The 11,912-nt window shown below is 67.9% G+C and carries 8 protein-coding genes and 4 pseudogenes; 8 read left to right on the top strand and 4 right to left on the bottom strand.

What is annotated here, in order from left to right:
• Positions 1-91 precede the first annotated feature (91 nt).
• Both J7I97_RS36995 and J7I97_RS36990 read right to left on the bottom strand, forming a co-directional pair.
• Positions 92-610: a DUF2716 domain-containing protein gene (locus tag J7I97_RS36995; protein ID WP_308369373.1), complete on the bottom strand. Its 519-nt coding sequence runs from the start codon at positions 608-610 to the stop codon at positions 92-94.
• Positions 611-932: 322 nt separating this feature from the next.
• Positions 933-1,748, bottom strand: coding sequence for a hypothetical protein (locus J7I97_RS36990; protein ID WP_214944463.1), 816 nt, complete (start codon positions 1,746-1,748; stop codon positions 933-935).
• 183 nt (positions 1,749-1,931) lie between these two features.
• Here J7I97_RS36990 and J7I97_RS40570 point away from each other — a divergent pair.
• From J7I97_RS40570 to J7I97_RS36955, 7 genes and pseudogenes are all read left to right on the top strand, one after another.
• Positions 1,932-2,075: pseudogene (locus tag J7I97_RS40570) on the top strand (transposase family protein); the annotation flags it as partial.
• Between the two features lie 269 nt (positions 2,076-2,344).
• Positions 2,345-3,436, top strand: a pseudogene (locus tag J7I97_RS36980) (ISL3 family transposase); the annotation flags it as partial.
• Positions 3,437-3,688: 252 nt separating this feature from the next.
• Positions 3,689-4,714 carry a HEAT repeat domain-containing protein gene (locus J7I97_RS36975; RefSeq protein WP_214944459.1) on the top strand — a complete coding sequence of 342 codons (1,026 nt, stop codon included), beginning with the start codon at positions 3,689-3,691 and terminating at the stop codon, positions 4,712-4,714.
• Between the two features lie 267 nt (positions 4,715-4,981).
• On the top strand, positions 4,982-5,422 hold the full coding sequence (locus tag J7I97_RS36970) for a VOC family protein (protein ID WP_214944457.1): 441 nt from the start codon (positions 4,982-4,984) through the stop codon (positions 5,420-5,422).
• 17 nt (positions 5,423-5,439) lie between these two features.
• A pseudogene (locus J7I97_RS39750) lies at positions 5,440-5,568 on the top strand (pyridoxamine 5-phosphate oxidase); the annotation flags it as partial.
• 773 nt (positions 5,569-6,341) lie between these two features.
• Positions 6,342-6,863, top strand: coding sequence for a hypothetical protein (locus J7I97_RS36960; RefSeq protein WP_214944455.1), 522 nt, complete (start codon positions 6,342-6,344; stop codon positions 6,861-6,863).
• Positions 6,864-7,059: 196 nt separating this feature from the next.
• Positions 7,060-8,503 (top strand): annotated as a pseudogene (locus J7I97_RS36955) (NF041680 family putative transposase).
• 191 nt (positions 8,504-8,694) lie between these two features.
• On the opposite strand, the gene J7I97_RS36950 reads toward J7I97_RS36955, so the two are convergent.
• Positions 8,695-8,820, bottom strand: coding sequence for a hypothetical protein (locus J7I97_RS36950; RefSeq protein ID WP_374103787.1), 126 nt, complete (start codon positions 8,818-8,820; stop codon positions 8,695-8,697).
• A 657-nt stretch (positions 8,821-9,477) separates the two neighbouring features.
• Between J7I97_RS36950 and J7I97_RS36945 the strand changes: the two genes are divergently transcribed.
• Complete coding sequence (locus J7I97_RS36945; RefSeq protein ID WP_251051654.1) at positions 9,478-10,173, top strand: N-acetylmuramoyl-L-alanine amidase; 696 nt, start codon at positions 9,478-9,480, stop codon at positions 10,171-10,173.
• A 15-nt stretch (positions 10,174-10,188) separates the two neighbouring features.
• On the opposite strand, the gene J7I97_RS36940 is transcribed toward J7I97_RS36945, so the two are convergent.
• Complete coding sequence (locus tag J7I97_RS36940; protein WP_214944453.1) at positions 10,189-11,694, bottom strand: M1 family metallopeptidase; 1,506 nt, start codon at positions 11,692-11,694, stop codon at positions 10,189-10,191.
• Positions 11,695-11,912: the final 218 nt, after the last annotated feature.

The raw sequence follows: 11,912 nt of genomic DNA, 5'->3' as shown, positions 1-11,912 counted from the left end.
TTGACCGTACAGACCCGTCCCTGGCCCAACCGGACCGTCACCCGCACCGCGATATTCGAGTGGATTGAAAGCTGGTACAACTTTCTACGCCCTACGCGCGACGGGGAGGCAGGCCAGACCTGCGGACCGGAGGGCCCAGGATGCCATCGATGTTCGTTGATGCGACATCGAGGAGATCCTGCCCAAATAGGCACAGTGACTGCTCCCAGGGGTGCCCGAAGCTGCCGGTCAGGAAGTCCTCTGAGAGGTAGATGTAGTAGTCGCCATCGGGATACGGGCTCAAAGGCCACCTCTCCCGCCCGGAGCCTCCAACGAGATGCGGTGAGAAGCGGAACGAGACGTGTTGCCAGTCCAGCGCGAACAATGTGTCTTGCGGAGGAACGCAGGCCGTCAGTGCCTGCTCGACCACCTCAACAAGTCGGTCGAGCCGCTCATAGGCCGGGTCATCGTCCAAGGAGCTCAAGCTCCAAGTGACCGAGTTGACGGGCTCCTTGATCGCCGGCCATGTGGCTGGGTTCATGCCGGGCCGAAAGGCGAACTCCGCGTAGAAGCGGTCCCACACGTCGCGATACTCGGCTTCCGGAAGTTGGACCACGGGCTCATTCGTCACCAGCAGATCCTACCGACCGGCCCCCCTCGGCCAACGCGCGAGCAAGCCATTCATGGAACTCCGGGCAGAGCCAATCGCGGCTGTGACCGCGCTTCCGTGATGACTACGCCAGAAAGGCGGCCCACGTGCAGACCGGGTAGCCGCCTGAGCAGCGGGGACTCCGCGTACAAAGCACTCGTGGCCACTGGCAGGCGGACCTTCGCAGAAGCGCGGTCAGAACCTCGTAGCTGACGCTGAGCGCGATCGGCCAACTCAAGTCCGGTGCGGCCAACTGCAGGCGCCATTCGTCACGGCCTGGCCGTTCCCACGTCGGGCGGTCGAATCAGCGGGCCCAGGGCAGTCGTACGGCCTCGATCTCCGAGTCGTCGAGGAGGGCTTCGACGAGTGGGGCCGGGCCGGCGAGCTTAGTGGCCCACAAGTCGTAGTCCGTGCACAGGACCCAGGACCGGTCGTGGGCCCAGAGGTTGGACGGCGTCCACCACTCTTCGTCGGGGTGGTCGTACAAGGCCTTGGCGTCCGCGAGCCGGCCGGCCCGGACGTGCAGGTTGTCGAAGTCCTCGGCCCCTTGGCCCAGCGGGGTGTAGTAGGCGAGGCAGCGGGTGTCCGCGCCCTGAGGGCTGTGCTCGGTGAGGATCTCGATCAGCCGGTTCCAGTCGGCACGGTTCAGGCTGCCCTCGGACGGACCGGTGATGCCGACCGGCCAGCCGCCCGGCTCGCGGAGCGAAGGGAAGGACGTGTGGCAGGGCAGGCGGCCCTCGGCGGCCACGGGATCTCCGGTCCGCCGGGCGAGCTCTGCCCAGCGCAGGCGGCGCCAGCGTGGTCCAGGGTGCTCGCCTCTCGACGGGGCGAAGGTGTCCGAGGGATCGGCGAATACCTCCGCGGGGTCTAGGCCCGGGATGATCTCGGGGCCGGCGCTCTTGCTGTTCAGGAAGGCCCGCTGGTACTCGACGTACGAGATGTCGAAGGGCCCGAGTTCGTGTTCGTACATGGAGTGGAGCACCCAGGCCGCGTCGGGCAGCGCCGGCGGCATGAACCCGGTGAGCCCGTCGTCGTCAGCCAGTTCCCGCAGCCCGTCGGTCTCCGCGGACGCGGCGAGCGGCCAGCGGGCGGTCGCCAGAGCCGCTGAGGTCTCGTACATCAGCTCAGGATATGTGCACGGAGTCCCGCGCTGCTCAGGCTGATCGCGACCGCAGGGGCTGGCATGCCGGATCGTTTCGTCGCGGCAAGACTTCTGTATGGGGTTGCGTGAGCTGTCGGATGTCCTGTTTCCGGGGATCGAGCTGAGGATCGAGCGGTTGCATGTCGCGGGCCGCACCCTGTTGTGGACGCGGTTGGCACTGGTCCTCCTGGGCGTTGTCGGGACTGTGGCAACGGTGCACGAAGGGTCCACAGCCGGTACTGGCGGCGGCTGGCTGACCAGCCTGACGGCGGTCGAGAGGTCTTCGTCCGACTGCGGGTGAGGCGGTTCCTCTGTGACGTGCCGATGTGCCGCCGACGGACTTTCGTTGAGCAGATCGAAGGTTTCACGAGGTCACACGGTCAGTCGTCTGTGGCCATGCGTGACCTTGCCCGTCTCGTGGCCGTGGAGCTTGGGGGCCGTCCGGGAGAACGTCTCTGCCGACGGCTGGCGTTGTCCGGCCGACGGACGTCACTCATTCGCCTGCTCTCAGCGCCGGTGGTCCCGGCCCGGGCCCCGCGGATCCTGGGGGTGGATGACTTCGCGCCTTCCGGCGTGGCCACACCTACGCAACGGTGCTCGTGGACGTGGAACAGGGCAGGCCGTTCGATGTTCTGCCCGACCGCAGCTCGGAGACCTTCCTTGCCTGGCTGGAGGCCCATCCCGGAGCGGAGGTCATCTGCCGGGACCGGGCCACCAGCTACACACGCGAGATCAAGCAGGCCGGCACCGGGGCGATCGAGGTGGCCGACCGGTGGCATCTGCTGCAGAACCTGTCCGTTGTGGTGGAGAAGACATGTCACCAGCACCGCAGCTGCCTGCGGAAACACGCCCAAGAGCGGGCTCAACCTGACGCGCCGGTTCCTGACACCTGGGTGCCGGATCAGCCGGCCGCGCTACCGAAGACCGCCATCGTCGAGCGAACCCTCCACCGGCACGCCGACATCCTCGAGCTGGTGGACAAAGGATGGACGATCAGCGCGATCGCGCGCCGCTTGGGCATGGACCGCAAAACGGTGCGGCATTTCCGGGACACCGATGTCGCCGTGCTCATCGAGTCCGCCCGGCATCGTCGAACGGGGCTCCTCACCCCCTTCCACCCATACCTGCAAGCCCGGTTCTTCAACGGTTACACGGACGCCAGCCGGCTCTTCCGCGAAGTCCGCGAGCGTGGATTCGGGGGCGCCGTTCAGACCGTCCGCCGATACGTCGCGACGCTCCGAGACGGCACTGCCATACCCCCAACCGCACCGACTCCGAGCTCACGCGCGATCACATCCTGGATCATGCGCCGCCCTGAGTCGTTGAGTGAAGACGACGAGGTCCGGCTCAGCGACGTCTGCCTGGCCTGCCCAGACTTCGCCCGCGCCCGCGAGATCGCGCAGCGGTTCACCGCCCTGGTCCGCGAACGCACAGGTCACTTGTTGCCCGACTGGATCAGCGAAGTGGAGCGTGACGCGCCCCAGCCGATCCGCGGATTCGCCCGGTTCATGAAGTTCGACATCGACGCCGTCACCGCGGGCCTAACCCTGCAATACAGCTCCGACGTCGTGGAAGGCCACGTCAGCTGCATCAAAACGATCAAGCGGCAGATGTACGGCCGAGCCTCGTTCCACGTTCTGAGAGCCCGAATCCTCATCCAGCCGTAGTCATCACGGAAGCGCGGTCACAGCCTTGAAATCGGCCAGAGCTGCTTGTCTTCCTCAGCTGTTCCGGTTTTGGACCATGTGGTGAGGGTGGGGGGCCAGATGCTGTCGGCCTAGTAGACACGGAGCATGTCGTCGTCGATGGCCTTCGGCCGTCCGCCGTGGTTGCCCTTCGCTTGTCGGCGGTGTGTGCTGCCGTTCCCTGCCTCTGACAATTCCCACGTGTATTCGCGGTTCGTGCACCAGAATGCCCGGATGGAAACGGGCACGGTGGCGGAGCTGGTCGGGCAGGCGCTGGCGGCGGCGCGTGCCGCTGTCGAGACGGATGACTGGGACGAGTGCGGAACGCTGCTGTGGCGGGCGGCCGCTGACTGGGCGGGGGCGCTGCAGATCGGCCTGGAGCTGATCGGTTCCGATGATCTGATCGAGCGCGAGACAGGCTGTGACCTGCTGGGCAATGCAAGCGATCAAAACGAGGCGGTCCGTGCTGAGACGGCGACCGCACTGGTCGCCCACTCGGAGCGGGAAACCGAGGGCCGCGTGCTGTGGTCCCTGGCGCGCGCGATCGAAAGGACGTACGACCAGCGCGCCGTCCCCGTTCTCGTTTCCCTCGCCGGGCATCCTGACGCCGAGGTCCGCAGGCAAGTGGCCAGCTCGTTTGCAGGGGTCATCACGGGGCTGGCGGACGGACCGGACATCCGCGCACTCATCAAGCTGACCCGCGACCAGGACCCTGATGTCCGCAACTGGGCGACGTTCACCCTGGGCTTCCAGGCTGAGGTCGACAGTCCCGCGATCCGGGCCGCGCTCTGGGAGCGGACGACCGACGAGAATGCCGATGCCCGTGAGGAAGGCATCCGCGGGCTGGCCCGGCGACACGATCCCCGTACCGTCCCGCTGCTGGCGGAGCTGCTCGACAATCCCGAGGGCGCGCACGTCCACACATTCAGCGCGGCGCAGATCATGGGTGTCCCCGAGCTGCTGCCGGCTCTGCTGGAGTACGAGCCCGACGGCGCCGGGGTCACCGCTGCCGTGAACGCCTGCGACCCGGTGCACCGGGCCCAGTTGGACGCCTCCGCCTTGGACCTGGTCTCCGCGCTCCACCAGCTCCGCCCCGACCTGGACGCCGCCGTCTACATGGAGCGCTTCGACCGGGACCTGTCCCTCAGCCTCGTTGCCACCTTCGGGTCGTCGATCTACGACGTCGAGGCACTGCTCGCACGCGCGGACGGCGACCCCCTTCGCGCTGCCGAACTCGTCGTAACCGACCTGGCGACGTAGAGCCTGAGCGTCCACGTCTTCCTCATTCGCGTGAGCATCCGGACCTCCGAGCAGGCCGACCGTCAGGCACGCCCAGGCTCTCCACCCACAGGCCGACACCAGTTCAACACGCCGATCAAGATCACTCCATAGGTGGGTAGATCAACTGAGCAGGTTTGGGGACACGACTGAGTACGGGGTCTGCGGATGTCGAGAACGTGCCACCGGCTCCGTCCCAGGGACATCAGCGGCCACCACCGGCCGCACGAGGAAGAAGGAGAAACCAGCATGGCGATTCAGCGGATGGACAACGTCGGCATCGTCGTCGAGGGCATGGACGCCGCCATCGCGTTCTTCGTGGAACTCGGTATGGAGCTGGAGGGCAGGGCGGAGGTCGAGGGCCTCTTCGCCGACCAGTGCACCGGACTCGACGGCGTCCGCTGTGACATCGCGATGGTCCGGACCCCGGACGGTCACAGCCGGCTCGAGCTGGCGAAGTACCGCAGCCCCGCGGTGATCAGCGCCGGGCCGCGCAACCGGCCGCACAACATTATGGGCACGCACCGCGTCATGTTCGCCGTCGACGACTTCGAGGACACCGTTGCCCGCCTGCGCCCTCACGGCGCCGAACTCGTCGGCAAGATCGCCCGGTTCGAGGACAGCTATCTGCTCTGCTACATCCGCGGCCCGGAGGGCATCATCGTCGGGCTGGCCGAGCAACTGCGCTGAGAAGGAGGAACCGAACCATGCAGCCGAACGAGATCATCGAGGTTCTGAACCGCCCGATCAGCCAGGAGCTGCTAGCCCGTAACGTGACCCGCCTGGCCTACGTCGCCAAGGACGGAACCCCGCGCAACGTACCGATCGCCTTCACCTGAAGAAACGGGTCGCACATCGTCATGTGTACGACGAAGAACGCGCCCAAACTCCCGTGGCCACCCTCGCGCACAGGCTCCTGAAACGACGGCACCAGTAGGTGAGACACATTTGAGTGTCTGGAGAACCGTCGAACTTCTGCTCGTAGGCCGGATCCCGGAGCACCCCGGGAGGCGGGAGCGTCTCGGCGGCCTGCGCCAGCATTGGCTGTACCGGAGGCCGCAGCACCACTGGGGATCCTCCTCTGTGCTCGCGCCAGCCCCCTGATGCCAGCCTGCCCGCAGTCGAAGAGCGCGGCTCGGCTGCGGGGCCGGACGGACCAAGAATGACCCGGCCGGCCGAAGGCGCGGACATGCTCACACCTGGCCCCGTGGTGGTTCACAGCCGGTGTGGTTGGAGCTGGGCTCTGCCTGCGGTTTGGCTGCTTTCGGGTGTGTGACCGGGGGTGGGGAGATTACCGGTCAGTGATGTGGTGGCCGGTCAGTGAGTGGCGCGCAGTCCTTTCCGGTCCCGTTCGTGGCCTGCGGTCTCAAGTCGGCCACCGTGATGGCGGGCGGAACCGGGCGCGGGGTGAAGCGTCCGAGCGCGGCACCGGGGTCACGCGGCGCCGCCTTGGTACAGGCACTGACCTTGTTCTTTATCTTCCGTGACCCATGACAGTGAACCTTGAGCGTGTGCCATCGAGGTCTGGACGGTGCTACGTCCGCAGGTATGCCGTTGCTGGGATACGAAACTGCCTCCGTGCATGGTTCGCGGCGGTCAGAATCCCCGTATGGATTCAGGGATAGCCGCGGTCGTGGGTGCCGCCGTAGGCGTGGCCGGTACGACGCTTGCGGCCGCTGTCGCAGGCATGTCAGCGCAACGCCAGGTCCGGGCAGAGCATCGGCACTGGCGCAGGCAGCTTCGCCGCGACGCCTACTCGGCGTTCACCGCCAAGGCGGACGAGGTGTACAAGATGCTGAAGGATGTTGATGCCGAGTTGATCAGGCCAAATGCCGGTCTCGACACTACTCGCGACCGTGTCGTCCAAGCCCGCGCAATGCTCCACGACGGGCTTGCAGGCGCTCAAGCGACGGTGGAGATCGAAGGGCCGGAGAAACTGGCGCGCATGGCGGAAGAGCTTTCCCGATCACTCTCGGCCTGCATCGCCGCCGTCCACTCGGCCACCCTGGGGCAGAGTCCTGGCAGCCCCGTCGCCGTGCCCGAGTCCCAGCGGATCAGGCGTTTCCTGGACCACGCTGCCTCGAAGCGCAGTCAGTTTGTCGAGCACGCTCGAAACACCATTGATGTATAAGGCAGCCGTCATCACTGGGGGACCGTGATCATTCTGCGGTGGCCATCGGTCAAGGTTCACTGGCACGCAACATTCCAGCCTCGAACGGCGTCTCGAACTGGGTCGCTCACCTGGGCATTCACCGGACGCGGGGGCGACCTCCATCAGATCATGTGCTCCGACCAAGGTGCACGTGACCAAGACGAAGGCCGTGAGGGTGAGTCTGCTGCCTGGTGATGTCCGGAGGGAAGCGTTCGCGGAAGCGTCACGTTTCCGGGGCGAGTTCTACGAGTGTCTGACCGCTCGGCGCGACGAGTTGTTCGAGTTGGTGGACGCCGTGCTGTGTGCGGACGGTGCGGTGAAATCCCCGGTGGACTTGACGCTGCTGCCTGAGCACCGTCGTGGGCATGGAGCGATGTACGGCGGCTTGAACCAGGGCCGGATCGACTTGGACCGGCTGCGGACGGTGCTGGCCGGGCTACCGCTGCACCGCTTCGACGGGCGGGCGGCTGGTGCTCGCGGTCGATGTGTCGCCGTGGCTTCGCTCGGACGCTCCCTGCTCGGCCGAGCGGCTGTTCTGCCACGTCTACGGCCGCGCGAAGACAGCCTCCCAGTTCATCCCGGGCTGGCCCTACTCCTTCGTCGCCGTGCTGGAGCCGGGCGCCACCTCCTGGACCGCAATTCTGGACGCGGTCCGGCTCGGACCGGTGGACGATGCGACCGCCGTCACCGCCGACCAGCTGCGAGGTGTCGTCGAACGACTGATCGCCGCGGGCCAGTGGCAGGCCGGCGCCCCGGACATCGTGATCGTCAGCGATGCCGGATACGACGTCACCCGCCTGGCCTGGGTCCTGCGCGATCTCCCGGTCGAGCTGGTCGGTCGAGTCCGCTCCGGCCGCGTTATGCGCCTGCCGAAACCGCCGAGGATGCACGGCATCAACGGCCGGCCACCCAAGCACGGACCGGAGTTCCACTTCACCAAGCCAGAGACCTGGCCCGAGCCCGCGATCACCACGGCCACCGACACCAGCAACTACGGCAAGGCCAGAACTCAGGCATGGGACCGCGTCCACCCCCGACTCACCCACCGCTCGGCCTGGCTCGACCACGATGGTGAACTTCCCTTGGTCGAGGGAACGTTGATCCGTCTGGAGGTCGAGCACCTATCGAAAGAACGTGACGCCCCACCCGTGTGGCTGTGGTCCTCGAAGACCGGCGCCGCCCCGGACGATGTCGACCGTTGCTGGCGGGCATTCCTACGCCGCTTCGATTTGGAGCACACCTTCCGCTTCGCGAAACAGACACTCGGCTGGACCACCCCGAAGCTCCGTGCTCCCGAGGCGGCGGACCGCTGGACCTGGATCCTGATCGTCGCCCACACCCAGCTCCGGCTTGCCCGTCCGCTCGCCGAGGACCTCCGCCGGCCCTGGGAGAAACCCACTGCCACCGACCGACTCACCCCGGCCCGGGTCCGCCGGGGGTTCAGGAACATCCGCGCTCATCTCGCCTGCCCGACCCATGTTCCCAAACCCACCGGCACTGGCCCCGGACGTCCGCCCGGCGCCAAGAACAAGCACCGGGCACCTCGCTACGACGTCGGCAAAACCGTCAAACGCCCCGAGACCCTCAACGCCATCGGCAGACCTGGAAGATCTTGGTAGATAAAGAACAAGCTGAGGGCGGGCGCGGTCTCTTCCTGGTGGCGCTCACCGAACGGTGGGGTACCCGCTACACCCGGGACGGCAAGGCCGTCTGGACGGAGCTTCCCCTGGCCACCTCAGCGGAGGGGCATTCCGCGGCTGACGCGATCCTTGCGATCAATTGGTGACACCAAGGTGGTCGTTGCGCGGGGTCATAGGCGCACGACGACCAAGGCGATGTCGTCGTGGGCGCCGGGGGCCACTTCGAGGCGGGTCAGCAGGGCGTCGGCGAGGTGGTCGGGATCGAGGCGGGCACTGCGGGCCAGAGCTTCGGTCAACCGGTGCAGGCCGGCGCCGGCGTCCTCGCCGCGACGCGGGCACCCAGGGGCGGGTCGGTCGCCTGGTCCAAAATGTCGCCGCGGGCGGGGCGTCGCCGCGAAGTCTGAGCGACGTGTGTCGCCCACCGGCCCGGTCGCGATCACGGTATCGGCCACGGTCAGGTACGCCTCGCGCAGGCGCGGACGCGTCGGCCGCCAGCCCTCCGCCACTTCCCGTCGAGCGGAATCGGCCATCGCTCGCTTCCTCCCTGGGCGCTGCGGGCCCGGGCGTCGGCGGGCCGGCCTGCCAGGATCGGCTCCACACCCAGCTGCCGGAGACGGTCGACGGCCCGGTAGTTGCCCGGACGCAGGACGTCCCCGAGGCCGACGAGCCCCGGTCGGCGTACCGCTGTTCGTCCTGACCGGCGGGTTCCTGGAGGCGCGGGCACGGCGCACGAACGCGGCCGTTCCCGTCGTCGCCCGCCCCTGCCGGGCGGCGCCTGCCGACGGGGACGGTCCCGGTCAGGAGCACGGGTGTGCGCCGATTGGTGGGGGATCGGCTTGCTGGGGTGCGGACACTGGTGAAGGATCAGATTGCGGGATGCGCGGCCTATGTATCGTGATGTCACGATTCACGGCGTGTCGTCCTCCGTCTGCTCGACCTCGTGAGGAGTGGCCATGGAAGACAGTCCGCTCAGCCGCCGACGGCTGTTGTGGGGTGCTGCCGGCGCGGGGGGTACGGCTCTGGCCGCTCTCGGGCTGCCCCGGCTGATGGGGCCCGAGGAGAAGGTGAAGGCTGCGCTGCCGAGCCGGGTGCGCAAGGCCCCCGTCGCCGCCGCCGGGCCTCCCGCGGCCCGGCGGCGGGAGGCCCTGTTGGACTACGCCCCCGCCGTGTGGGTCAAGGCCTCCGAGTCCAACTACACGCCCTCCGACCGTCCCGAGGCGTATCCCATCGAATACGTCGTCATTCACCTGACAACGGACACCTTGCCGATGATGCTCGCCATGTTCAAGGACCCCACCGAGGGCGTGTCCGCGCACTACGTGATCAGCTCAACCGGCACCCGGATCGCCCAGTGCGTGCGCGAGCGCGACGTCGCCTGGCACTCCGGCAGTGTTTGGTACAACCACCGGAGCATCGGTATCGAGCACGAAGGCTGGATCGACCAGCCTGTTTACACCGACGGGATGTACGAGGCATCCGCCGTGCTCACGGCCACGATCTGCGCGAAGTACGACGTGCCGGTCGACCGGGACCACATCCTGGGCCACATCGAGGTCCCGGAGTCCACTCACGAGGACCCCGGGCCCGTGTGGAACTGGAACAAGTACATGAAGCTCGTCGAGACCGCCCGCCGGCGCATCAAGACCTGACACCGCGTCGACCCATCACGCGGGCTTACCGTCGCCGTCGAGCCACGAGTCCCAGATCGAGTCGAGGTCCCGGCCGGTCTTGGCCTCCGCGTACGCGGTGAAGTCGGCCGTGGAGGCGTAGCCGTGGCGGTGGCTCAGGGTCCAGCCCCGCACCAGGGTACGGAAGGCCTCGTCGCCTACGGTCTGGCGGATCCTGTGGATCACCATCGCGCCGCGCACGTACACCGGCTGGCCGGAGATGTCGGAGGCGCTCGGCGGCTCGGCGGGCGGGAAGTCCCACGCGTCGTCGTCCGCGGCCTTGGCGTGGTTGCGGTCGAAGTGCTCCTGGGCGCTGGCCCCGCCGTGGTCCTCGGTCCACAGCCACTCCGCATAGGTCGCGAAGCCCTCGTTGAGCCACATGTCCCGCCAGGTCCGCGGGGTGACGGAGTTGCCGAACCACTGGTGGGCCAGTTCGTGCACCACGTTGGTGGTGTGGAACACGTCGGCCGGAATGGTCGGCCTGGTCTGGGTCTCCAGGGCGTAGGGCACATCGGCCGCCTGATCGACGATCACCCCGGCGGCGGAGAAGGGGTAGGGACCGAACCTCCCCTCGGCCCATTCCATGATCTCGGGGAACCGGCCGAGGACCGCTCCGTCCTCGTCCACGCTCGCGGTCGTGTCCATCGCCGACACGACCGGGACGCCCGATCGGGTCCGGGAGGTCCTGATGTCGTAGCTGCCGATGGCCACCGTCGCCACATAGCTGGCCATGGGCTCGGCCTGGTGCCAGTGGAAGGTGGCGCGGTCGCCGCTGGTGCGCCGGGCGCGCAGCTGCCCGTTGGAGATCGCCTGCAACCCCTTGGGGACCGAGACGGTGATGTCGTACGAGGCCTTGTCCGAGGGGTGATGGTTGCCCGGGAACCAGGACATCGAACCTGTCGGCTCACCGAACGCGACCGCTCCGTTGTCCGTCCTCAACCAGCCTTCGCGCCACCCGTGGTCGTGGGTGATCGACTCCGGCGTGCCCGCGTAGTGCACGACCGCGCGGAAGGCGGCGCCCTTCCTGAGGTGATCGCGCGGCTGCAGCGTCAGCTCCTGCCCGTCCTGCCGAACCCCCGCCTTGCGGCCGTCGACGGTGGCGCTCAGCACCTCCAAGCCGAGGAGGTCGAAATTGAAGGCGCTGAGGTCCTCGGTGGCCTTCGCGGTGATCTCCGCAGTGCCCTCCAGGTGGCCGCTGCCGGGGTCGTAGTCCAGGGTCAGGGCGTAGTGGGTGACGTCGTAGCCGCCGTTGCCGAGCTCCGGGAAGTACCGGTCACCGGCACCTGCGGCAGCGGGGTGCCCACCCCGGAACACCGTGCCGGCCGCCCCCGTCCGAGCAGTGTCCGCGCCGGTACGAGCACCCGCCCTCGCCTCTGCGCCGGTACGAGCACCCGCCCCACCGCCGCCACGGCCGTCGGACCCCGAGCACGCAGGGAGTGCGACGAGCAGGCCCGCGACCGCGAAGGCGGCCAGACGTCCGGAAGTCTTCACGCGGCCGATCATGACCCAGCCCCCCGGCGCCCCGACCCCGCCACGCCGTGCGCATGCCCCCTCCGGCGGCGCACGGCCCGGACGTGGCCGGGTTGCTGCGACGGAGCGCCGTGAACGGAACGGCACTGCCGGGGCGCGGCGATCGGGCAGCGCACATCGCCAGATTCAGCAGCACGGCAGATCTGTCGTGCCGGCCATTACATGGCCGTATGTGCCGGGACACGATAGGT

Source organism: Streptomyces sp. ISL-87 (assembly GCF_018614095.1).
GTDB lineage: Bacteria > Actinomycetota > Actinomycetes > Streptomycetales > Streptomycetaceae > Streptomyces.
The sequence above is the reverse complement of the archived record's forward strand: the minus strand, read 5'-3'. Positions and strand labels throughout refer to the sequence as shown.

Coding starts and splice junctions, on each gene's coding strand:
- J7I97_RS36990 (WP_214944463.1), bottom strand. CDS start 1,748: ATGTACGAGACCTCAGCGGCTCTGGCGACCGCCCGCTGGCCGCTCGCC.
- J7I97_RS36975 (WP_214944459.1), top strand. CDS start 3,689: ATGGAAACGGGCACGGTGGCGGAGCTGGTCGGGCAGGCGCTGGCGGCG.
- J7I97_RS36970 (WP_214944457.1), top strand. CDS start 4,982: ATGGCGATTCAGCGGATGGACAACGTCGGCATCGTCGTCGAGGGCATG.
- J7I97_RS36960 (WP_214944455.1), top strand. CDS start 6,342: ATGGATTCAGGGATAGCCGCGGTCGTGGGTGCCGCCGTAGGCGTGGCC.
- J7I97_RS36945 (WP_251051654.1), top strand. CDS start 9,478: ATGGAAGACAGTCCGCTCAGCCGCCGACGGCTGTTGTGGGGTGCTGCC.
- J7I97_RS36940 (WP_214944453.1), bottom strand. CDS start 11,694: ATGATCGGCCGCGTGAAGACTTCCGGACGTCTGGCCGCCTTCGCGGTC.